General features: G+C 36.6%; 28 protein-coding genes. 15 read left to right on the forward strand and 13 right to left on the reverse strand.

The genetic code is table 11. The annotated features are described in order from the left end of the window. The first annotated feature begins 12 nt into the window (after window positions 1–12). The 7 genes from ACX5JI_RS24285 to ACX5JI_RS24315 all read left to right on the forward strand — a co-directional run bounded on the left by ACX5JI_RS24285 (window position 13) and on the right by ACX5JI_RS24315 (window position 5507). Window positions 13–240 carry a FeoA family protein gene (locus ACX5JI_RS24285; RefSeq protein ID WP_459503534.1) on the forward strand — a complete coding sequence of 76 codons (228 nt, stop codon included), beginning with the start codon at window positions 13–15 and terminating at the stop codon, window positions 238–240. After that, window positions 237–2225 carry a ferrous iron transport protein B gene (feoB, locus tag ACX5JI_RS24290; RefSeq protein ID WP_459503535.1) on the forward strand — a complete coding sequence of 663 codons (1989 nt, stop codon included), beginning with the start codon at window positions 237–239 and terminating at the stop codon, window positions 2223–2225. Before ACX5JI_RS24285 ends, feoB begins: the two co-directional genes overlap by 4 nt. A gap of 16 nt (window positions 2226–2241) precedes the next feature. Then, window positions 2242–2409: a FeoB-associated Cys-rich membrane protein gene (locus ACX5JI_RS24295; protein WP_459503537.1), complete on the forward strand. Its 168-nt coding sequence runs from the start codon at window positions 2242–2244 to the stop codon at window positions 2407–2409. 418 nt (window positions 2410–2827) lie between these two features. Continuing rightward, on the forward strand, window positions 2828–3493 hold the full coding sequence (locus tag ACX5JI_RS24300) for a PspA/IM30 family protein (protein ID WP_459503539.1): 666 nt from the start codon (window positions 2828–2830) through the stop codon (window positions 3491–3493). Between the two features lie 259 nt (window positions 3494–3752). After that, window positions 3753–4157, forward strand: a complete 405-nt coding sequence (locus tag ACX5JI_RS24305; RefSeq protein WP_459503540.1) for a DUF350 domain-containing protein — start codon at window positions 3753–3755, stop codon at window positions 4155–4157. Between the two features lie 20 nt (window positions 4158–4177). Next, window positions 4178–4684 (forward strand): DUF4178 domain-containing protein, encoded by a 507-nt coding sequence (locus ACX5JI_RS24310; RefSeq protein ID WP_459503542.1) that lies wholly within the window; start codon window positions 4178–4180, stop codon window positions 4682–4684. Between the two features lie 13 nt (window positions 4685–4697). Further along, window positions 4698–5507, forward strand: a complete 810-nt coding sequence (locus ACX5JI_RS24315) for a DUF4247 domain-containing protein (RefSeq protein ID WP_459503544.1) — start codon at window positions 4698–4700, stop codon at window positions 5505–5507. Between the two features lie 62 nt (window positions 5508–5569). On the opposite strand, the gene ACX5JI_RS24320 is transcribed toward ACX5JI_RS24315, so the two are convergent. Next, the gene (locus tag ACX5JI_RS24320; RefSeq protein ID WP_459503546.1) at window positions 5570–6733 is read right to left on the reverse strand and encodes an MFS transporter; all 1164 of its coding nucleotides are present in this window, start codon (window positions 6731–6733) and stop codon (window positions 5570–5572) included. Window positions 6734–6831: 98 nt separating this feature from the next. On the opposite strand from ACX5JI_RS24320, the gene ACX5JI_RS24325 reads away from it, so the two are divergent. Beyond that, window positions 6832–7680 carry a LysR family transcriptional regulator gene (locus ACX5JI_RS24325; RefSeq protein WP_459503547.1) on the forward strand — a complete coding sequence of 283 codons (849 nt, stop codon included), beginning with the start codon at window positions 6832–6834 and terminating at the stop codon, window positions 7678–7680. A 210-nt stretch (window positions 7681–7890) separates the two neighbouring features. Here ACX5JI_RS24325 and ACX5JI_RS24330 read toward each other — a convergent pair whose 3' ends face one another. Beyond that, window positions 7891–8928 (reverse strand): YdcF family protein, encoded by a 1038-nt coding sequence (locus tag ACX5JI_RS24330; protein WP_459503573.1) that lies wholly within the window; start codon window positions 8926–8928, stop codon window positions 7891–7893. Between the two features lie 176 nt (window positions 8929–9104). Between ACX5JI_RS24330 and ACX5JI_RS24335 the strand changes: the two genes are divergently transcribed. Continuing rightward, window positions 9105–9320: a spore germination protein gene (locus ACX5JI_RS24335; RefSeq protein WP_459503548.1), complete on the forward strand. Its 216-nt coding sequence runs from the start codon at window positions 9105–9107 to the stop codon at window positions 9318–9320. Between the two features lie 44 nt (window positions 9321–9364). Here ACX5JI_RS24335 and cydB read toward each other — a convergent pair whose 3' ends face one another. Continuing rightward, window positions 9365–10393, reverse strand: a complete 1029-nt coding sequence (gene cydB, locus ACX5JI_RS24340) for a cytochrome d ubiquinol oxidase subunit II (protein WP_459503549.1) — start codon at window positions 10391–10393, stop codon at window positions 9365–9367. Beyond that, window positions 10383–11729 carry a cytochrome ubiquinol oxidase subunit I gene (gene cydA / locus ACX5JI_RS24345; protein ID WP_459503550.1) on the reverse strand — a complete coding sequence of 449 codons (1347 nt, stop codon included), beginning with the start codon at window positions 11727–11729 and terminating at the stop codon, window positions 10383–10385. Before cydA ends, cydB begins: the two co-directional genes overlap by 11 nt. Window positions 11730–11952: 223 nt before the next feature. Here cydA and ACX5JI_RS24350 point away from each other — a divergent pair, with 223 nt between their 5' ends. Then, complete coding sequence (locus ACX5JI_RS24350) at window positions 11953–12516, forward strand: beta-class carbonic anhydrase (protein WP_459503551.1); 564 nt, start codon at window positions 11953–11955, stop codon at window positions 12514–12516. On the opposite strand, the gene yidD is transcribed toward ACX5JI_RS24350, so the two are convergent. After that, window positions 12513–12749, reverse strand: a complete 237-nt coding sequence (gene yidD / locus ACX5JI_RS24355; RefSeq protein WP_459503553.1) for a membrane protein insertion efficiency factor YidD — start codon at window positions 12747–12749, stop codon at window positions 12513–12515. The genes ACX5JI_RS24350 and yidD overlap by 4 nt on opposite strands. A 129-nt stretch (window positions 12750–12878) precedes the next feature. On the opposite strand from yidD, the gene luxS reads away from it, so the two are divergent. Continuing rightward, window positions 12879–13352 carry an S-ribosylhomocysteine lyase LuxS gene (luxS, locus tag ACX5JI_RS24360; protein ID WP_459503554.1) on the forward strand — a complete coding sequence of 158 codons (474 nt, stop codon included), beginning with the start codon at window positions 12879–12881 and terminating at the stop codon, window positions 13350–13352. 149 nt (window positions 13353–13501) lie between these two features. On the opposite strand, the gene ACX5JI_RS24365 is transcribed toward luxS, so the two are convergent. The 4 genes from ACX5JI_RS24365 to ytzI form a co-directional block, all read right to left on the reverse strand. Beyond that, on the reverse strand, window positions 13502–13732 hold the full coding sequence (locus tag ACX5JI_RS24365; protein WP_459503555.1) for a hypothetical protein: 231 nt from the start codon (window positions 13730–13732) through the stop codon (window positions 13502–13504). Between the two features lie 24 nt (window positions 13733–13756). After that, entirely contained in the window at window positions 13757–13894 is a 138-nt protein-coding gene (locus ACX5JI_RS24370) for a YczI family protein (protein ID WP_459503556.1), read from the reverse strand. Between the two features lie 120 nt (window positions 13895–14014). Then, window positions 14015–14206: a DUF3953 domain-containing protein gene (locus ACX5JI_RS24375; protein ID WP_459503557.1), complete on the reverse strand. Its 192-nt coding sequence runs from the start codon at window positions 14204–14206 to the stop codon at window positions 14015–14017. Window positions 14207–14246: 40 nt separating this feature from the next. Next, on the reverse strand, window positions 14247–14396 hold the full coding sequence (gene ytzI, locus ACX5JI_RS24380; protein ID WP_459503558.1) for a YtzI protein: 150 nt from the start codon (window positions 14394–14396) through the stop codon (window positions 14247–14249). A gap of 84 nt (window positions 14397–14480) precedes the next feature. Here ytzI and ACX5JI_RS24385 point away from each other — a divergent pair, with 84 nt between their 5' ends. Further along, entirely contained in the window at window positions 14481–14798 is a 318-nt protein-coding gene (locus ACX5JI_RS24385) for a hydrolase (protein ID WP_459503559.1), read from the forward strand. A gap of 85 nt (window positions 14799–14883) precedes the next feature. Continuing rightward, a complete protein-coding gene (gene mutTA / locus ACX5JI_RS24390) occupies window positions 14884–15363 on the forward strand; it encodes an antimutator 8-oxo-(dGTP/GTP)ase (RefSeq protein ID WP_459503560.1) in 480 nt (159 codons plus the stop codon). An 18-nt stretch (window positions 15364–15381) separates the two neighbouring features. Here the strand turns inward: mutTA and ACX5JI_RS24395 are convergent, their stop codons facing one another. After that, window positions 15382–16032 (reverse strand): HAD family hydrolase, encoded by a 651-nt coding sequence (locus ACX5JI_RS24395; RefSeq protein ID WP_459503562.1) that lies wholly within the window; start codon window positions 16030–16032, stop codon window positions 15382–15384. A 270-nt stretch (window positions 16033–16302) separates the two neighbouring features. On the opposite strand from ACX5JI_RS24395, the gene ACX5JI_RS24400 reads away from it, so the two are divergent. Further along, window positions 16303–17418 carry a recombinase family protein gene (locus tag ACX5JI_RS24400; protein WP_459503563.1) on the forward strand — a complete coding sequence of 372 codons (1116 nt, stop codon included), beginning with the start codon at window positions 16303–16305 and terminating at the stop codon, window positions 17416–17418. 361 nt (window positions 17419–17779) lie between these two features. Continuing rightward, on the forward strand, window positions 17780–18007 hold the full coding sequence (locus ACX5JI_RS24405) for a hypothetical protein (protein ID WP_459503564.1): 228 nt from the start codon (window positions 17780–17782) through the stop codon (window positions 18005–18007). Between the two features lie 42 nt (window positions 18008–18049). Here ACX5JI_RS24405 and ACX5JI_RS24410 read toward each other — a convergent pair whose 3' ends face one another. From ACX5JI_RS24410 to ACX5JI_RS24420, 3 genes are read right to left on the reverse strand one after another with little or no spacing between them, the layout of a single operon-like run. Beyond that, a complete protein-coding gene (locus tag ACX5JI_RS24410) occupies window positions 18050–18850 on the reverse strand; it encodes an ABC transporter permease (RefSeq protein WP_459503565.1) in 801 nt (266 codons plus the stop codon). Next, window positions 18843–19607 carry an ABC transporter ATP-binding protein gene (locus tag ACX5JI_RS24415; protein WP_459503566.1) on the reverse strand — a complete coding sequence of 255 codons (765 nt, stop codon included), beginning with the start codon at window positions 19605–19607 and terminating at the stop codon, window positions 18843–18845. The genes ACX5JI_RS24410 and ACX5JI_RS24415 overlap by 8 nt, the downstream gene beginning before the upstream one ends. Window positions 19608–19618: 11 nt before the next feature. Further along, window positions 19619–20623: an ABC transporter substrate-binding protein gene (locus tag ACX5JI_RS24420; RefSeq protein WP_459503567.1), complete on the reverse strand. Its 1005-nt coding sequence runs from the start codon at window positions 20621–20623 to the stop codon at window positions 19619–19621. Window positions 20624–20713: the final 90 nt, after the last annotated feature.

Consider the following 20713-nt stretch of genomic DNA (forward strand, 5'->3'; position numbering starts at 1 on the left):
GGGGGGGAGATTATGAGTTTAGTTGATATTCAAATAGGTGAGAAAGTAGTAGTGAAAAACATCCAGTCACTAGATAAGTTATTAAAGCGTAGATTAGCTGCGTTCGGCCTTTCAGAGGGGAGTGAACTTCGTATGAAACAAAAAGCGATGTTCAAAGGTCCATGTACATTAGAGTGCCGCGGGCAACTTATTAGCATTCGTCATTGTGACGCGAAAATGATAAAGGTGGAATTAGCGTGAATAAGGTTGCGTTATTAGGGAACCCGAATACAGGGAAAACATCATTGTTTAATGCGCTAACAGGTTCTTATGAATATGTAGGGAACTGGAGCGGGGTAACGGTAGAAAAGAAAGTTGGTAAATTAAAGGGTAAGCAAGGTACATTAATCGATTTACCAGGTGTATATGATTTAAACCCTGTATCTCGTGATGAAGGTGTTGTGACAAACTTTCTATTAACAGAAGAATTTCATCATATGCTAAATATTGTAGACTCTTCTCAATTTGAACGTAATATGCATTTAACACTGCAACTACTGGAATTTGGTAAAACAGTTTCTATCGGTTTAAATATGATTGATGTAGCGAAGCAGCGTGGAATCGTTATTAATGTGAAAAAATTGTCGGAAATATTAGGTGTAACAGTTGTTCCTGTTGTCGCAAGAAGTGGAAAAGGATGCGACAAGTTACTTGCTACTCTTCATGAGAGTGGGGAGAAAGAGAAGAAGCCGTTCATTCTTTCTTACGGTGAAAAAGTAGATGCAGGAATTATCGATATTATAAATCTTTTAACAAAAGAAAATTATAAACACCCAAGATGGCTAGCACTGCAATTTTTAAGCAATAACGAAGTAGTGGAGCAAGAAGTAAAAAGATTGCCTGTTTATGAAAAGTTAGTAGTTATTCGCTCTGCTTTAGAATCGGCAGTTGATGGTACGCTAGAACAGCATATTTACAATGCGCGTGCGGCGTATATTGAAAAGTTAAAAACAAATGTAATTCAGCATGAAAAGGAAGGAAAGATTCCCTTTTCAGAAAAAATTGATCAGTTAATTACACACAAAATTTTAGGACTTCCCATCTTTTTAGCAGTTATGTTTTTTATTTTTCAGGTTACGTTTACGTGGATTGGTACACCTTTATCAGATCTGCTTGATGAATTTTTCGCAGGGCAACTTACGGATTGGGTAACAGCTAGTTTAACAACGATTGGTGCTTCTGAGTTTATTCAAGCGCTCGTTACAGAAGGGATTATTGCTGGGGTTGGGGCTGTATTAGTTTTCGTTCCACAAATTTTTGCGCTCTTTTTCTTTATTTCGTTATTAGAAGATTCAGGGTATATGGCCCGTATTGCAGTTGTGATGGACCGGATTATGGAATTCTTTGGTTTAAACGGAAAAGCATTTATTCCAATGATTATCGGTTTTGGTTGTAATGTTCCAGGAATTATGGCAGCAAGAACAATTGAACAGGAAAAAGAAAGATTACTTACTGTGTTAGTAACACCATTTATGTCTTGTTCAGCGCGGTTACCTGTATATGCATTATTTGCAGGAGTCTTTTTCCCGAATAGTCAAGCGACGGTTGTGTTCTCTTTATACATTGTTGGTATTGTACTTGCCTTGCTTGTTACAAAGATAATGTCTCTTACTGTTTTAAAAGAAGAAAAATCGATTTTTGTGATTGAGCTTCCGCCGTATCGCATGCCACAAGCAAAAACATTGTGGCTCAGTACGTGGGAAAAAGGAAAAGGATTTGTACGTAAAGCAGGGACATTTATCTTTGGTGGTTCCGTCGTCATTTGGCTATTAAACTATGCTGGCCCATCTGGTTTTAACGTTGGTATGGGAGATAGTTTCTTAGCGATGATTGGTGGTTTTATTGCACCAATTTTAGCGCCACTCGGTTTTGGAACGTGGCAAGCGGCAGCATCCCTTCTAACAGGATTTTTAGCAAAAGAAGTTGTCGTTTCGACAATGGCCATTATTTATGCGGTGAAAGAAGATGTGTTAGGAAATGTAATGGGGACGCACTATACTGCGTTATCGGCATATGCATTCATGTTCTTTATTTTATTATACGTTCCATGTTTAGCGACCGTTGCTGTCATTCGTCGTGAAACAGGGTCCGTAAAGTGGACGATTTTCTCTGTTGTTTATCCGCTTATTATCGCTTACGTATTAACGCTCGTTATATACCAAGTCGGATCCATGCTTGGATTCTAGAAGGAGATGTATCATAATGATGGTCAATATTATCATTGGAGCGATCATTTTTGGTTATGCAGGATATACATTATTTCATTTTGTAAAGAGAAGTAAAAAAGGGAAATGTGCGGCGTGTTCTTTGAATAAGTCGTGTCAGACAAAAACTTGTAGTCCGGATATGAAGGGAATCGTGAATAAATAGAAAAAAGCTTTGCGAATTTCGCAAAGCTTTTTTCTATTTGTCTTGTCTCCTTTTCATATGCTTTATCTCGCTATTTGCGGGCTAATAATCAGTGGGGGGTGAAGAAAACCCCCACTGATTAAAGTTTCACTTTATAAGAATAACGTTTTTGTAACCATCGAGTTAGCTTACACTTATGTAATATTGAAAAGAGTGAAGATGTGGTAGAAAGGAGAACATATAAAGGGAAAAGGTATGAATACATATTACAATAACGATGTCAGATTATAGGTTGTATATTTGATAAATAACATGTAAGGACACTTGAGGTTTGATATAATGAATATAAGGAATTTAAAAAATGAATATTCTTACTGTAAAAGGACACTTTTACGGGAAGTACATTTGAAATATGAGGAAATCCATAGGAGGAATTTAAATGTCTGTTTTTAAACGATTAAGAGATGTAACGATGTCAAATGTGTATGCATTAATTGAAAAAGCGGAAGATCCAGTTAAGATGACAGATCAATATTTACGTGATATGCAAGCTGATGTACAAGAAGCTGAGAAAAGTGTAGCAGCCCAAATTGCGCTTGAGAAAAAGTTCAAATTATTATTTGAAGAGCAAGAAGCACTTGTGAAGAAACGTGAAGAACAAGCACATATGGCTGTTCAAGCAAGTAATCTTGATCTTGCGCGCCGTGCGCTAGAAGAGAAGCAAAATGCAGAGCAAAAGATGAATGAATATAAAGCGAGCTATGAGCAAAATAAAGCGGCTGCTGATAACTTACGTGCGAAATTAGAAGAGATGCGTAAGCAATTAACAGAGCTGAAAAATAAACGCGAAACACTTGTAGCGCGTGTAAATGCAGCGAAAGCACAAAAAAATATTAATCAAGCAATGTCTGGATTTGATGCGAACACTGCAAAAGCTGGCCTGAGCCGTATGGAAGAAAAAGCTCTTCAATTAGAGGCTGAAGCAGAAGCAAGTGGGGAAATCTATAAGAAAGAAAAATCATTAGACGATGAATTTGCAAGTCTAAATAAAAATTCAGCTGTAGATGATGAATTAGCTCGTATTATGAAGCAGTACGAGAAGTAAACTAATAATTGAGGAACTGCCAAAAAACCTAATTTTTTAGTGTGGAGAGAGGATCCGTCCATGCATAGGAGCGGTCAGTGCCTTTTTTAGCCCCATGCGGCGTGAAGACAAAAGGAGGGAATGAGAGGCGAACTGTTTTTGTTTTCATAGCTGTGGTTTATATGTAGGGAAATCAAAATAGATATGATAAAGGAACCGACATGTCATGAAGAGTAATCATGTCGGTTTTCTTATTATTTTTTTAAGAGGAGGTTATGCAATGACGTGGATGAATGTTTTAGCCATGCTTGTATGGACAGGAGCAAGTGCTGTTCTTTTATTTGCACTGATGTGGATTGATTCGATTTTTACAAAATATAACGATTTAGCAGAAATTAAACAAGGCAACATGGCTGTCACAACGCGCTTTATTATGAAGTTGTTTGCACAAGGATATATTTTGTCACAATCGATTATGAAAGCAAATGATTTATGGCAAGCACTTCTTGCATCTGCTGTTTCTTTCGTTATCTTATTAATTGTTGAAATGTTTATTGAGTTCATTTTGAAAAAGATGGCAGGTTTAGATTTAGAAGAGGGAACGAAGCAAGGTCATGTGACTCATGCTTTATTAGCTGGTTCATTACATATTGTTGGAGCCCTCATTCTATCCGCTTGTCTATAACGAAAAGGGAGGGATAGATGATGAGTTTATTTAAACGTATTAAAAATATAGTGAAAAGTCCAGAGCCTGTGAGACAAGAGAAATCATTACTTACGTTAGCACCTGGCGATATGATTGAAGTTTCATTAGTCATGTATGAAGTGATCGGAAAAACAAGTATGCATTCTCGTAATGAAATCGTTTTAACATTACAGGACGGGAGAACGATTCGCTATTTAAAAATTGAAAACCGTGAAAGCACTCATTATAAATTATATACACCAATTGATGGACGTTTAGACTCTATAGAGGAGATTCCAACAACGATTGAAATGGACGATATTGATTATCATATGGAAGAGCGCTATAACGGACGTGTTGTTGTGATGGGAAAAACACCGTTTGCCGTTTCTGACGAACAATACGTGTGGGAATTTCAATCTGATAACCGAAAGCTACTTCGCATTGAGTGGCAAGATGGACGTACGATGATGTATGAAGGGGAATCGATTCTTCCTGCTGATGTACAAATGATCAGGGCAACGTAAGGGGGATGTAATCATGTCAAACCGACTGTTTACCATGATGAAATCATTCATAATCCCTATTGCTGTTATTGTTACGCTACTTGTTATTGCTGGCTTTGCTTTATCTGGGTGTCAAAATGAAAATTCGATTCAAGACCGATACCCATTAGAATCAGTTGCAAAAGATGGTAAGCAAGAGTCATATGTATATAGGGCTGCCAATCAATCAGTTCCAGAAGTTGCAAAGGAACTGATTGATGAAAAAGAGCCGAAGCAAGCATCTAAAGAAGATGAAAATCAGATGTTCCTTGTCTATTCTGATAAACTTTATAACATTCAGAAAGACAAAGAAAAGCCATCTGATACATTAGTTGAGATCAGTAACAAGGAATATGTTCGCCAAAATTATCAACCATCTTTCTTACAAGGCTATCTGTTAGCAAGCATATTAAATGATATATTTGATTCTCGCAAATCGTACCATGGTGATTACCGCGGATATACAGATCGGAAAAATCATAAACCGGTTACTCCGGAAAGACCACCGACAAAAGAAGAGAAGAAAACTCCACCACCGATTACGAAACAAGGGAAAGGTTCTATTATTAAAAGAAGTGATAAAGTAGATCCAAAGACATCCGTCGGTGATACAGGAAGCATTACAGAAAAAGGATCGAAAACGGTTCCGCCGTCTACTGAAAATAAAGGGAAGATTACGAAGTCACCAAGTAGTTCAGGCGGCTCAGATGTGAAGCCGAAATCATCGATTAAAAGCCCGCCGAAGAATACGTCTCCCCCGAAAACGAGAGTTGGTGGTGCTGGGAAGATTACAAAAAGAAGATAAAGATAATAACCCAAGAAGTGAGATAGATGCTTCTTGGGTTTTCTTATTATATGATATTTTTATTAAAGAAGGCCTTTCGTATTTGTAGTTGCTTTGGAATCGTTATGAATAAAAAAGAATTGTCCTATAATAGCAAGAAGTAATATCCCACCTATTATATAGGGCAAAGTGACTGGAGCTACTCCTTTTTCTAAAAACATTCCATTTGCCATTGTTCCGATTGCTCCAGCGAAATAATTAATTGAGCTAAGCAAAGCAATGGCAATGGTTGCATGCTGTGGACTAATTTCTAAAAGTGTTTTTTGTTGGGTAGCGACTGTTGCCCAACCTGTACCACCCCAGAGAAGTAAACAAAGAGCTAGCAATACGGCACTTCCGTAAAAAAGACTCATACTTATAAATGAGAAAAACATGATACCCATTAGGTACATTAATATGATCTTTGGTTTCTTATACAAATCTAGGATCCATCCAATTAGAAAGCTTCCTGCAATCCCGCCGATTCCCCACATCCAAATAAACAGAATGGATTTTTGAAAGCCGTATGCGGTAATGATCGTATCTAAGTATGTGTACAAACCTAAGCTACAAAAACTTAATACCATTGTGATCAGCATGACGAGTGAAATTTGCTTATTTTTGAACAGATGAAGCCGTTCTTTTAATGTTGGTAAAGGAGAGGATTGGATAATCGGAAACTTAGTCACAATCGCAAGTATCCCGATTGTTCCAATCGCAACAATAAGCCACATTGCGGTGCGCCAGTCAGAAGCAGATGCAATATATATACCAAATGGAACACCAATTACAGTTCCGGCGCTCATTCCGAGTAAAATGGTACTTAACGCTCTTCCTTTTTGTTTTTCAGAAACGAATGTAACCGCAGCTGATGATGCGAGCGGTGAGTATAGACCAGCACCTATTCCAGCCAGCCCTCGAGAAAGTAAGAGAACGATAAAGTGATCGGTAATAGCAGTAATAAAGTTAGCGAATGTAAAAAGAAATAATGCTGCTAATAACGTATGTTTCGTATTTGTCTTTTTCATACATGTAGCAAATAAGGGAGCTGCAATCGCATAACAGATTGTAAATATGCTTACGGTTTGCCCGGCAGTCCCGATTGAAACATGAAAATCATTAGCGATCTCTGGCAAAATGCCTGCCATTATATAAGCATCTATTCCTAATGCAAACATGCCAAATGTTAATAAAAATATTTTATTCAAGGTGAATCCTCCTTTTGATGAATTGGTCTATTTTATCGTAACGGGTATAATGGAATTAGTGAAATTCATCTTTTGCATAGGAGGTATGAGTAAAACTCATGACGATTGCGAGATATGCAGTATTTCAGAAAGTAGTCGAGGTAGGAAATTTTACGAGGGCGGCAGAGCAATTAAACATGACACAATCAGCTGTGAGTCATGCGATTGCTAGTTTAGAAAAGGAATTTGGTCATCCGTTGTTACATAGAAATAAGCAGGCGGAGATTAAAAAAACTGAGTTTGCTAATCGGATTTTTCCCCATATTCAAAATGTGTTAAAAGGGGAAGAAGCAATTAAACAAGAACTATCTGTGCAAAATAAGAGATTAGAAGGTACGCTCAAAATCGGGGCATTTACGAGTGCGGCGGCACAAATACTACCACCAATGTTATTGCAGCTGAAACAACATTACTCAGGTATAAAAGTTTTATTATTTGAGGGGACATACGAAGAAGTAGTGGAATGGATTGAGAATGGTACAGTGGACATCGGATTTGTACTCGAGTCACATGTAAATAAACAAATCAAATCTATACCCGTTAGCAAGGATGAGATTGTATTAGGGCTACCGAAAAATCATCCGTTAACGAGTCAAAACATAATTGATATTCGGCAAATTGATGGAATGGATTTTATTATGCCAAAAGGCCCGTATCAGCCATTAGTCATAAAGATATTATCCAACCATGAAGTATGTCCAAATATCATATTAGAAGTATTTAACTGCGAAACGATCGTGAACATGGTTTCACAAAATATTGGGATTACAATGGGGCCAGAGCTGTTTTTTAAGTCGCATAAAGACATTGGAATGAAAAAGTTAAAGCAAAAGCAATACCGTCATATTTATTTAGCATTTAAAGATAGATCGCCCGTCATTGATGCTTTTTTACATGTAGTTCATTGATGATTAAAAATATAGGAGGCGTAGTCTATTTTTACCCCGCTATTTGCGGGCAGTAAATCCCCTATTGATTAAAGTTTCATTTTATCGACGATTTTTCAAATATATCAACCGTTTCTCACAATATATCAGCGCAAATTGGAATATATCAGCGATTCGACAAGGGATATCAACTAACCAACAAAAAAACAGGAGCTAGAGGCTCCTGTTTTCTTATTGATAATGATCGATTATAAAACTCAAGGTTGTTAGAAGAATCGAGCATCCTAAAATAATGCCTACTACTGTCATATGGCGCTTACGGCTCATGACAACGAGTGCAATATACTCTCGAATCATCGCATTTGGCCAGTAATAGAAAGCAGTTTTTGAGCCGATACCTTGGCTATTTAGTCCAGCTTGCTTCGCGTATAAGCCAGCTCGGAACAAGTGGAAATTGTTTGTTGTAAAGATGCTTTTATACTTGTCTTTCAATGACTCCATAATTTGTTTTGAGAAAAGCATGTTTTGATACGTATTGACAGAACGGTTTTCCTGTATGGTGTGTTCGATAGGAATTCCTTTTTCAACAGCGTATTTTTGCATAGCTTCTGCTTCTGGAAGATTTTCATCTGGTCCTTGTCCACCAGAGAAAATGATTGTTGGCGGTGACGCGACGGCCGCTTGTTTATGGTAAAAATCAATCGCTTTATTAATTCTGCTTGCTAAAAGTGGTGGTACTTTATCATTAATTAATCCACTGCCAAGAACGATAATGAAATCTTGATTGCGTCGTGGTCTGTTAAATTGATACAGAAAATAAGCTGTTAAGAAAGTTACGATATGGAAAAAGAAATATACAATAATCAAAGAAATTCCGCCGAACATAGGACGGAAATTAGAAGACACGAAGCGTCCTGGATCGAGTATAGGAAGCAGTAGGAATAATAAAATACAGATTCCTAAAATTAGAGTTAAAGAATTAGAAAAACGTCGACCTTCTTTTTTCATTAAAACTCTTGCATTGAGAAAGAGCCCAACCATTAAAGTGAATGCACCAAAGATTGATATTAGTCCAATGATTACAATTGGTATTAGTGCGATAATTCTCCAAATTGTATGCTCGGAAGTGAAGCCTAAATATACAACAAGAATGAGAGACGAGCAAAAAAACAGATTAAAGAGAAACCCGATTATTAAACTTCTTGGGTCTCTTAAATAAAAGAATAGAAAAATAGCAAATAAAATAAGAGTAGTAATTCCTAAAAACATCACTTTTATATACACCTCAATTTTTTAAAGAATGAATGCCTCATTTATTATATATTACATTTCGTCAATAGCGTAGTTGAAAGATAATTCATTAGAAATATTCCTTTATGTAAACATGCTATTTTCTTAGGATTTCTTCATAAACTGAAAATAACATAATGAAAGTGAGGGATACGATGCCTGCTGTTATCGATGGTGTTATCATACAAAATTGTAATGGAACGATTAATGTAGGGGATAAATACAATGTTAGGCCGATATTCAAAGATAAATCATACAATGGTGCTGGATGTTCTAATGTAGGCTTTACTGTGAAGGCGTGTAATGGGATTAGTGCTACAGATATATACGATAAAGATAGAAATGATGAAGGGGAACAATTTACATTATAAGTTTGAAATGAAGCAGGCACTCGCGATAGAGTGCCTGCTTCATTTTAGTGATACCCTTTTGCAGAGTCTTTATGAATTTTTTCTTTAAAGATACTGTAGCTCCATAATTGATATCCGATGACAATCGGTACCATTACCATCGCGACGAAGAACATTATTTTTAAGTTTAATTCACTGCCAGCTGCTTCGTATAATGTTGTGCTATATGCATCGTTAATACGTGATGGCAACATTCTTGGGAACATGCCTGCAAATCCAGTTGTCATAAACATTGCGATTGTTAAACAAACAAATGTGAATGCGAGACCAATTTTATGTTTGTACACCATAATAATTGCCAGAACGCTCATTAGCATCGCGAGCGCTGGAAGAATAAATAGTACAGGATACTCCGTAAAGTTTTGGAATAAATTTGTACGGTTTGCAGTTGCCACATAGAAGATAGCTAAAATAATCGCAGCTACCATTGAAAATGGTTTAGCAATTTTATACGCGCGATCTGATACTTCACCAGTTGTTTTAATCATAACCCAAAGTGCACCAGAGACGACAAAGATTGCGGTGAAGAAGAGACCGCCTAAAATACCGTAATGGTTTAGTAGGCTGAATAATGTTCCTTCGTAGCCATCTTTTCCGATTTGCAGTCCATAGTATAGGTTTGCAAAGGTAACGCCGAATAAAAAGGCGATGAGGAAGCTACCAATTGTAAACGCCCATTTACAAGCGCTTTGCCAAACTGGTGAATCATCTTTGTGCATAAATTCAAGTCCTGCTGCACGAGCGAAAAGAGCAAGCAATACTAAAAATAACGGTGTATATAAGTAGCTAAACATATTTGCATATGTGATCGGAAAGGCGGCAAATGTTGCACCGCCTGCTGTAATTAACCATACTTCGTTACCGCCCCAAAACGGTCCGATTGCTTCTTGCATTTGATTTCGTTCTTTTCGGTCTTTCGTAACGAATGGGAAAATCATACCGTTACCGAGTGCATAACCGTCGAGAATAAAGTAAACGGTCCAAATCACGCCCCATAAACCGAACCAAATGATTGCAAGCATATCATGAGACATGAGCGACACCTCCTTTAGCAGGCTCCTCTAATGCAGCAGGTCCTTTTTTCGCAAACTTCAGCATTAAGTATACGTCAGCAATTAAAAGCAATGTATAGAACAATACTAAACTAATTAATGAGAACCAAATTTGCGGGACAGAAATTGGTGAGACCGCTTCAGCTGTGCGCATTAATTTGTATACTGTCCACGGCTGACGACCTGCTTCAGCAACAATCCATCCGGCATTAATCGCAATATATGGAAGTAGAACAGACCACATTGTAATTTTTAAGAAACGTTTTGAGTTTTCTAGTTTTCCTTTTCGGTTTAAGTAGAAACCAAACCAAGTAAGTGCCATGAAGAATACGCCAAGTGCAACCATTAAGCGGAAACTATAGTAAACAAGGTTTACGTTTGGACGATCTTCTTTCGGAATATCTTTTAAGCCGACAATTTCTCCGTCAAATGAGTTTGTATAGAAGAAACTGCCGAGTTTTGGAATTGTTAATAATTCAAAGTTCTCTTCATTTTTTACATCGGGAATTTGAATGATTGAGAATCCTTGACCTTTACCAGTTTCCCAAACGGCTTCCATCGCAGCGCCTTTCGCTGGTTGCATTTTAGCAGCGAAGGCACCAGATTGGTGACCGATGAACGGTGTTGCAGTTGCTGCAAACAATCCTAAAATTAAACCAAATTTAAATGATTTTTTAAAGAACTCCACATCATTTTTACGTAATAAGTGATAAGCACTAATTGCCATAACGAAGAAAGAACCAACGATATAACAACCTACAACTGTATGGAAAAACATATGCCATGCATATGGATTGGTAACGAGTGCCCAGAAATCATTTAATTCAGCACGGCCGTTACGTACTACGTAACCAACAGGGTTTTGCATAAAGCCGTTTGCTGTAATAATCCAAAGTGCGGAAATATTTGTACCAAGTGCAACCATCCACATACAAAAAGCACGGAACTTTGGTGAGATTTTATCTTTACCAAATAGCCAAATTCCCATGAAAGTAGATTCTAAGAAGAACGCAACAAGCGCTTCGATTGCGAGTGGTGATCCGAAAATATCACCCATATACTTTGAATACTCTGACCAGTTTGTCCCAAATTGGAACTCCATCGTAATCCCGGTTATAATCCCCATTACGAAGTTAATCGTAAATAGCTTACCCCAGAAATTTGCCATTTTACGATACGTTGGATTTAGTGTACGTGCATATTGTGTTTCCATACACGCTACTAAAACAACAAGTCCGATTGTAAGTGGTACGAATAAAAAGTGATAAAAGATAGTAATTGCAAATTGAAAACGACTTAGTAATAGAACGTCGGACATAATAAAGTTTCACTCCTTTTTAACATTATCTACATCTAGTTTATAGTGAAAAAGTGAGCAAAGTAGGAAGGAGTTGTTACAGAGCTGTGTGTATATTTTGAAAGAATTATGTCGATTGTCTGAAAAATTATATATTTACAATAAAGTAATATCCTTTTGGGATTTTTTAGATTTTGGTACACTTAGTATGTAGTCATATAAAAGAAAAGAGGGTCTTTTTACTATGAAGTCATTAGAAGAAATTTTGCAGTACAATGAAAAGTTTGTTGAAGAGAAAAAATATGAAGAGTATGAGGCAGGAAAATTCCCGAATAAAAAAATGGTGATCATTTCTTGTATGGATACACGTCTTGTTGAACTATTACCAAAAGCAATGAATATGCGCAATGGTGATGTGAAAATTATTAAAGTAGCGGGCGCTGTTATTTCGCACCCATTTGGTAGTATTGTCCGTAGTGTGTTAGTCGCTGTATATGAGCTTGGTGCAGATGAAATATGCGTAGTTGGTCATCATGATTGTGGTATGGCAAAAATAGAAGCGAGCAGTACAATTGAAAAAATGAAAACGCGCGGCGTGACAGAAGAAAAATTAGATACACTTCAATATTCTGGAATCGACTTGAATAAATTTTTGCGAGGATTTTCTAGCGTGGAAGAAAGTGTACAACATAGCGTTTCCGTACTTCGTAACCATCCTTTACTTCCAGCTGAAGTACCGGTTCATGGGCTTGTCATTCACCCTGAAACAGGAAAATTAGATTTAGTTGAGAACGGCTACGAACGTTAAGAATTTACTTTGTCATTCTTTTTATCTGGGACAGGATCAAATCCCCCGGGATGGAAAGGATGACATTTTAATATACGTTTTAATGTGAGGAAAAACCCTTTGAAAGCACCATGCTTTTGAAATGCCTCTAATCCATAATGTGAGCATGTTGGATAAAAGCGGCATGTTGGTGGTGTCATTGGGGAAATGAACTTTTGATAAAAACGTATGATACCGATAAAAATCTGTTTCATAATGGTCTCCTTTCTAGCATATTCTTTTAGTATTATAGCATGGGCTATACATAATACTTTACTAATTCGAATTTCCGTTATATCATATTGGATATAACGGAATTAAATTAAAAGCGGGAGAGATGTTGTATGCCATCAGTAGAAAGCTTTGAATTAGATCACACGGTTGTAAAGGCACCTTATGTAAGACATTGCGGTGTTCATAAAGTAGGTAGTGACGGGATTGTGAATAAATTTGATATTCGTTTTTGCCAACCGAACAAACAAGCAATGAAACCAGATGTTATTCATACGTTAGAACATTTATTGGCGTTTAATTTACGTAAATATATTGATCGCTATCCGCATTTTGACATTATTGATATTTCACCAATGGGTTGCCAAACAGGATATTACCTTGTTGTAAGCGGAACACCAACTGTTCGTGAAATCATTGATTTATTAGAACTGACATTACAAGATGCGGTTCAAATTATAGAAATTCCAGCTGCAAACGAAACGCAGTGTGGGCAAGCGAAGCTCCATGACTTAGAAGGAGCAAAACGCTTAATGAATTTCTGGTTAAGCCAAGATAAAGATGAGCTTGAGAAAGTATTTGGTTAATAGATGAGGAAAGCTGCCTGTGAAAAGGCAGCTTTTTTTTAGTTCTGGTGTATGTTATATGCTGCATGAAGCGGAATATATGAGAAGGAACCTTTGGAACAGTTCTTTTTTGCATATCATTATATCTTGATTCTATAAGTTCTCTTATTTTAATAGAACAATTTCGATAGCACAAAGAAAAACATAAGAACAGAAATACCGAAATACGGGATGCTCATCGATTTTCGTCCAGCTTTTATTTCATGAATCCCTATAAGGATAAATGTACAACTGAGAGAAATTTGAATGTAAGGGATGAGCGCGAAATTATCGGTTAAAAGAAAATATATACAAAGAACAATTGTAAGCAGCCCGAAAAAAATACGTAATCCAGTTAGCATTTTTTCCTCCTTCAAAAGCTTATATTAGCGAAGAAATTCTGATACAGCGATGAATAAAACGGCAGCTCCAATGAGAAAACAGATCGTTCCACTGGCTTTCTTTTGTTCACGCAGTTCCTCAATGCTCATGGTGAAAATCATTAAGCCTAAAGCAATGAACATATAAAGCAGAATGCCTCTGTTATCTGTGATTAAACTATAGATAGATAAAGCTAATACAATGAGTGCAAATGTAATCCGAACGATTTTTAGTATACGAATCCCTCCATTAAAAAATATTTACTACAGGATATACTTTGTAATGAGAACAGCCCATACGAAAATTCCAGCCATCATACAAGTCAAACCAGTACTTGGATCTTTCTTTCGTATTTGTTCAATAGCGATGATAAACATTAAGATTCCTATAAAAAATTGTGAAAGTGTAAGAAATGCATCGTTTTGTGTAACTAGACTATACAAAGCTACGATCATAACAATGAAGGCGGTGAGGAAGCGGAGTATACGAAGCGTATTATTGATCCTCCTTTTTGTTTATTACATAAGGATTATCCTCTGGTTTGTCTACTGAATGTTTGTAAGAATAGCCTTTATTGATTGTCATTACAGAGAGAACTAATACGATAAGTACAATAATAATTCCAATAATTAATATGTTAGTCAAATAGACCCCTCCTTTTCTTTATTTTACATAATTTTGTAATTCTTGAAAACAATAGAAGGTAAAAGTGGGAAAGAAGGGCGCTATATGAAGAATAAAAAAACGTATTATATATCAGTAGGAAACGGTCAAATTTCGCAAGTGAAAACGGCAGATACATATAGTTTTGAAATTCAGGCAAATGATGAGGAGATTATTCAATTACGGGAATATTTTGATCAGGCGTATCGTGAAGATCTTGGTTCGTTTGTACGTTCGCACGTTCCGTTTGTTGAGTATCATCATGATTCAAATAATGATCGATATGAGGAACAGTTACAGAAAGCTTATAAGATGATTTATGATTTAGGAAATCATGAGACAAAAGAATTAGTCGCACAAATGGGAATAATCAATGGATTGTAATCGGATAACATTATGCATATGAATGAGAATTGTGCTACAATTTGTGGTAGGAAAAACTTGTAACCATCAGTAGGGGAGTAATGGCATGTACAAATTTAAAGATTATTACCACAACACTGTACAATTATCGTTTGAACGTTACCCATTTTCTCCTGAGCCAAAGCATGTTTGGGTTGTATGCCGGTACAGGGATCAATGGTTGTTAACGCATCATTTACGCCGCGGTCTTGAATTTCCAGGTGGTAAAGTTGAAATTGGGGAAACACCGGAAGAAGCGGCAGTCAGGGAGGTTCATGAAGAAACCGGCGGCATTGTTTCTGAATTAACTTACTTAGGACAGTATAAAGTATCTGGAAAAGACAAAATAATCATTAAAAACATTTATTTCGCAACAATTAGTGCAGTAGAAGCACATACGCACTATGAAGAGACAAAAGGGTCTGTTCTATTACAAGACATCCCTACTGACATTAAAATTGATAGGAAATTTAGCTTTATTATGCGTGATGATGTATTAGCGCGTACAATGAAACATATAGAAGAACTCGGCTGTTTTACGAAGTAAGGGAGCCGAGTTCTTTTTTTATACAAATGAAAGTATCTCAAGTAAATCTCGTGCCATACGAGAATGTTCAAACCCCTCCCAAAATGCATCTTTCTTCCAAACAGCAGTTATCCCAGCTTTCTCAGCTCCCATCACATCATTTTCAGGATGATCTCCAACATAAATGCATTCTTTTGCTTGCACATTTAATTGTTTGAGAGCACGCTCAAAGATAGCGGGATGAGGTTTCTTAATCCCTTCTGCTTCTGAAACGAGAATTGTATTTGTATAAGTATGTAACTTTAGGGCGTGAATGTTATTCATTTGAAATTCGGTAAAGCCGTTTGTGATGATTCCTACTTTAATATGCTTGCTTTGTAATTGTTCTAATAATGTATATACATTTGGAAAAGGAATACAGTGGTTTGCGAATGTTGTTACGTAGTCATATAAGAGGTGCTCAGCTGTGAGCGTTGTAATGTTATATTCGCCTAGTAAGGTCGTATATACTTTGTCTTTCCAAGTATAGCCGTTATTATCAAGCTGGATAAAGCGAGTGCAATACTCGTTTTTTTTTATTTCAGTAAAATGATCTGCGTAACGATCATATTGATTGCTAATAAAACTTTCCAAAGATTGACGTCGATCTAACAAGGTACCATCTAAATCAAACAATGCGGCGCGTATCATAGTATATTCCCCCTACAGTAAAAACTTCCTAAAAATATATAAATCCAATTCGATTTTCTAACAGATACATTATGGTTATGAAGAATAGACAGAGACCTTTCTCCTTCTGTTTAAAAAAGGCACTGACCGCTCCTATCCATGGCCGGATGCTCTCATCCATCTGAAAAGAATGGTTTTAGGTCATTTTTTTAATTTGTATTTATATAAGTATCGCATATTTGTAAGAAAATGATTATCATATCTTTGTAGAATGAAATAGTGGAGGGGTATATGAAAAAACGATTATGTTTTCTTATAGCTATTTGTTTAATAGCGGGGTGTAGTAAAGCTGTAGATAAGGCTGCTGAGAAAAAAGAAGTATGTAAAACAGAAGAAGCATGCACGAAGCTTGGAGACGAGCTCATTCAAAAAGTCTATAAGAAGATGGGAAGTCTGTCTTATCTAGAAGAACCAGAGGAAAATGTGGGAAAACTAGAAGGAAATATAGAAGAGAATTTCGGGAAGATAGAAAGTAGCAAGGAAGCTAAAAAAAAGAAAGATGATGAGGAAAAATATTTCTTTTTAGCATCGTACTATATTGATGAGGAAGACATTATCGATCCTTATTTTGAAAGACTAGATAAGAAACGTTTAAATAAAGTATTTGCAGATGATAAAGAAGCGAAAGAAGAAGTAATCGAGCAGCATGAAGATAAAACTTATCATAAAACACTATGGGACATGTATCGTACATTAATTCCGTCTGAGTACCGAAAGAATATAACAGAGTTTGATATTGTGACGGATGGATATGATGGAATTGTTGCCCATGTCATTCCTAGTATGAACAACCCGAAAGATTGGGTGCTTAGTTTAGATACACTTGATTCAGGGATGGGAATCGATGAAGTAATGAAGACGTTAATTCATGAAACTGCTCACGTATTGACGTTAAGTGATACACAAATTCCAGTAGATGAAAAGTATATAAAAGCATTTGAAGAAGATAAAGATATTTCAGCTTACAAAGATACATGTAAAAATCTTTTCCTACAAGAAGGGTGTACGAAAAAGGATTCGTATATTAACAAATTTTATGATTCTTTCTGGAAACCAATTGAAAAAGAATGGAAAGAAAAACAAATTGAAACAAACGAAGATGCGCGAATACAATTTTTTGAAGAGAAACACGATCAATTTGTTTCAGAATATAGCACAACAAATGTAGCAGAAGACATTGCTGATACATTTACAGCATTCATTTTACAAGATTCAAAGAAAGTGAAAGAAGGATCAGAACTGAAATATAAAAAGATAGCATTCTTTTATCAGTACCCTGAACTTGTAAAAATGCGGGCGGAAGTGCTGTCTGGGTTATATGAAATTTCACAGAACGTAAAAGAATAATAATTAAGAAGCAACCGAGATATAAGTAGGTTGCTTTTTTTTAGCTTCATAACACAGATCATATGTAGAAAAATTAAAATGGATCTATATAGAAGAAGGAACAAGGACTATTAAATAGAATAGAGTATAAAAGAAAACCGTCACAAAATTGACACAATTTGAATATGCATAGTAGAGAGGTAATAAATTTATCCCGCTTTAACGGGCAGTAAGACTCCCACCTCAAAACGCAGCGAAAGCAAAGAAGTTAGGTGGGAGATCAAACGGCCCGTAAAAGCCCGATTGGTTCAACTAATAATCAGTGGGGGATGAAGCCCCCCACTGATTAAAGTTTCACTTTATTCTCAAGGGGGTAGATCGTATGAAAACCATTCTTGCTATTGCTGGTCTTATTTGGGTTATGTCGCATGGGATTCCGATTTTTGAAGGAGAACAAATTCGTACAGCGTTAAATAAACAATTTAATGAGTATCATGTTATAGATCGACAAGATAATATTGTAAAGGTACGTGTGGATGATTGTTTTCATACGGTCGAGATTCAAGGAAGTACTGTAGTTAACGATATAAAAGTATGCGATAAATACTAAGTTGAAATAAAAGAGAAGATGACTCCTACATAGTGTTTGGAGTCATCTTCTTTTTCTAATAATTAATTTTTCAAATCCTTCCACAAACACATACATAAGAGTCGCGAGAATACACGTCAATAATACACTTAAGAGTACAAGTGTAAAGTTAAACACTTGAAACCCATAGCTAATTAAATAACCGAGTCCTTGTTTGGAAACGAGAAGTTCCCCGAAGATAACACCAACCCATGATAATCCAACGTTTACTTTTAAAGTTGAAATGATGGCTGGAAAGGAAGAGGGTAAAATCACTTGTTTATAACATTGCCACTTACTAGCACCAAACGTATCCATTACTTTTATATAATTCGAATCAACTTCTTCAAATGCACTGTAAATGACGAGAATGGTAATGATGATGGAAATAATGACTCCCATTGCGATGGAAGAAGAGATATTGGGACCGAAGATAACGATAATAATTGGGCCAAGGGCTACTTTTGGCATCGCATTTAACACAACAAGGTATGGGTCTAATACGCGAGCGATTAGAGGTAACCACCAAAGAAGGGTTGCGATAATTGTCCCGAGCAGCGTCCCGAGAATAAATCCAATACTTGTTTCTAAAAGTGTCATCCATATGTGAATCCAAAGTGATCCGTCTCCCCATTTGTTTAAAAATAACTCCCAAATACTTGAGGGAGAGCTAAAGAGTAAAGGATCAATCCACTCTTGCTTGCTAGAAATTTCCCATAATCCAAAGAAGAGAATGAGAAGTAATAACTGTAAAGAAGCAGCTGTCCAAGTGCGTTGACGCTCTTTTTTTCGAAACTGCTCATGTAATTGTTTTATATTATCCAAGATGCTCCAGCTCCTTCCATATTTCTTGAAAAAGAGCGGGGAAATCAGAATGGTGTCTTGCTTCAAGCGGTGGTAGTGAGCGAATGCTGTCTGGTACAGTAAATATTTTCGCAATTTTACCTGGGTTTGCTTGCAATAAGTAAATGCGATCGCTCATCGCAATTGCTTCTTCAATGTCATGTGTGACGAGAAGGGAAGTTTTTTTATATTTGTGTAATAAAGAAAATACGAGGTCCTCTAATTTTAATTTCGTTTGGTAATCAAGTGCTGAAAACGGTTCATCAAGTAAAAGGATTTTCGGATTTGTTGCAAGTGTACGAACGAGTGCAGCTCGTTGGCGCATACCACCAGATAATTCCGAAGGGTACTGTTTTTCGATGTCCCCAAGGCCAACTTGTTTTAGAAGTTGTAATGTATGTTCTTTCGTTTCTGCTTCGTATGTGTTTGCAATATGCAATCCGAGCATTATATTTTCTTCAATCGTTTTCCACGGAAACAAGTAATCTTGCTGAAGCATGTATCCCATTGAGGCTGTTGATTTGATTACTGATTCATCTTCTAAAAAGATAGTGCCTTCAGTAGGTTTTAATAATCCTGCAATAATAGAAAGCAGTGTTGTTTTTCCGCAGCCGCTTGGGCCGAGAAAGGAGATGAATTCTCCTTCGTCTACGTGTAAGTTTATATCTTCAAGGATAAGCCGCGCGCTATCTTTTGAAAAAAAACATTGAGAAACGTGAGATATTTGTAAGAAACTCATCGCATCCGCCTCTATTTCTTAATAATGCTTTCGGCAATTGTTGTATTGACGAGCGTCTCATGTGGAACTTCTTTTTGTAGTTCACCAGCTTCTTTCATGATTACTTGCAGTTGTTTCCATTCCTCTGCATCTAATAACGGATTCGTCGCATAAGAATGCTGCTTTTTGTAGCGTTCAATAACTTTCACCATAATATCCTCAGAAGTATCTTTGAAAAGAGGAGTAACCGTTTTTGCAATTTCTTCTGGGTTATGTGTATCGACCCATTGCTGTGCTTTATATAATGCACGTGTGAATTTCTCTGCTGCTACTTTGTTTTTCTTTAAAAAGCTTTCTTTTGCCATAAATGTTGTGTAAGGAACCGTTCCAGATTCCGCGCCAAAAGAAGCGACGACATATCCTTTTCCTTCTTTTTCTAAAATACTCGCTGTCGGTTCAAAGAGCTGCACAAATTCGCCTGTACCAGATGCGAATGCATTCGCAATATTAGCAAATTCAACATTTTGAATTAAATTTGTATCTTTATGCGGATCAATGCCATTTTTCTTTAAAACGTATTCCCCAACCATTTGCGGCATACCACCTTTACGTTGCCCAAGGAACGTAACACCCTTCACATCATTCCAATTAAACGAATCTAACTTTTTACGTGAAACTAAAAATGTACCATCTGTTTGCGTAAGCTGTGCAAAATTAATAATGGGATCTTTTGCTCCTTGCTGGTGGACGTAGATGGATGTTTCAGAACCGACAAGTGCAACGTCAATCCCGCCAGACAACAGCGCTGTCATCGTTTTATCGCCACCAGCTGTCGTTTGGAGGTCAATATTTAAACCTTCCTCTTTGAAGAATCCTTTTTCAATCCCAACATATAGCGGTGCATAGAAGAGGGAATGTGTAACTTCACCAATGCGAATCTTTTGGATCTTTTGCTTCGCGTCATCTTTTTTATTACACGCTACAAACGTAAAAACAGTAAGTACGAGTATACAAAAAACAGCTATGAATTTTTTCAACATGTGACACCTCCCAGAAATGAATCTATTGCCATAATATGTGGATAAGTGTCTAGATGTGAGTGGATGTAGAAGGAATTTTTTGGATGA

It is taken from the genome of Bacillus sp. C1, assembly GCF_054570475.1.

Bases quoted from the DNA above. Each gene is read 5' to 3' on its own strand.
- ACX5JI_RS24285 (WP_459503534.1), top strand. From the start codon at position 13: ATGAGTTTAGTTGATATTCAAATAGGTGAGAAAGTAGTAGTGAAAAAC.
- ACX5JI_RS24295 (WP_459503537.1), top strand. From the start codon at position 2,242: ATGATGGTCAATATTATCATTGGAGCGATCATTTTTGGTTATGCAGGA.
- ACX5JI_RS24300 (WP_459503539.1), top strand. From the start codon at position 2,828: ATGTCTGTTTTTAAACGATTAAGAGATGTAACGATGTCAAATGTGTAT.
- ACX5JI_RS24305 (WP_459503540.1), top strand. From the start codon at position 3,753: ATGACGTGGATGAATGTTTTAGCCATGCTTGTATGGACAGGAGCAAGT.
- ACX5JI_RS24310 (WP_459503542.1), top strand. From the start codon at position 4,178: ATGAGTTTATTTAAACGTATTAAAAATATAGTGAAAAGTCCAGAGCCT.
- ACX5JI_RS24315 (WP_459503544.1), top strand. From the start codon at position 4,698: ATGTCAAACCGACTGTTTACCATGATGAAATCATTCATAATCCCTATT.
- ACX5JI_RS24325 (WP_459503547.1), top strand. From the start codon at position 6,832: ATGACGATTGCGAGATATGCAGTATTTCAGAAAGTAGTCGAGGTAGGA.
- ACX5JI_RS24330 (WP_459503573.1), bottom strand. From the start codon at position 8,928: ATGTTTTTAGGAATTACTACTCTTATTTTATTTGCTATTTTTCTATTC.
- ACX5JI_RS24335 (WP_459503548.1), top strand. From the start codon at position 9,105: ATGCCTGCTGTTATCGATGGTGTTATCATACAAAATTGTAATGGAACG.
- cydB (WP_459503549.1), bottom strand. From the start codon at position 10,393: ATGTCTCATGATATGCTTGCAATCATTTGGTTCGGTTTATGGGGCGTG.
- cydA (WP_459503550.1), bottom strand. From the start codon at position 11,729: ATGTCCGACGTTCTATTACTAAGTCGTTTTCAATTTGCAATTACTATC.
- ACX5JI_RS24350 (WP_459503551.1), top strand. From the start codon at position 11,953: ATGAAGTCATTAGAAGAAATTTTGCAGTACAATGAAAAGTTTGTTGAA.
- yidD (WP_459503553.1), bottom strand. From the start codon at position 12,749: ATGAAACAGATTTTTATCGGTATCATACGTTTTTATCAAAAGTTCATT.
- luxS (WP_459503554.1), top strand. From the start codon at position 12,879: ATGCCATCAGTAGAAAGCTTTGAATTAGATCACACGGTTGTAAAGGCA.
- ACX5JI_RS24365 (WP_459503555.1), bottom strand. From the start codon at position 13,732: ATGCTAACTGGATTACGTATTTTTTTCGGGCTGCTTACAATTGTTCTT.
- ACX5JI_RS24370 (WP_459503556.1), bottom strand. From the start codon at position 13,894: ATGTTCATTGCTTTAGGCTTAATGATTTTCACCATGAGCATTGAGGAA.
- ACX5JI_RS24375 (WP_459503557.1), bottom strand. From the start codon at position 14,206: ATGATCGTAGCTTTGTATAGTCTAGTTACACAAAACGATGCATTTCTT.
- ACX5JI_RS24385 (WP_459503559.1), top strand. From the start codon at position 14,481: ATGAAGAATAAAAAAACGTATTATATATCAGTAGGAAACGGTCAAATT.
- mutTA (WP_459503560.1), top strand. From the start codon at position 14,884: ATGTACAAATTTAAAGATTATTACCACAACACTGTACAATTATCGTTT.
- ACX5JI_RS24395 (WP_459503562.1), bottom strand. From the start codon at position 16,032: ATGATACGCGCCGCATTGTTTGATTTAGATGGTACCTTGTTAGATCGA.
- ACX5JI_RS24400 (WP_459503563.1), top strand. From the start codon at position 16,303: ATGAAAAAACGATTATGTTTTCTTATAGCTATTTGTTTAATAGCGGGG.
- ACX5JI_RS24405 (WP_459503564.1), top strand. From the start codon at position 17,780: ATGAAAACCATTCTTGCTATTGCTGGTCTTATTTGGGTTATGTCGCAT.
- ACX5JI_RS24415 (WP_459503566.1), bottom strand. From the start codon at position 19,607: ATGAGTTTCTTACAAATATCTCACGTTTCTCAATGTTTTTTTTCAAAA.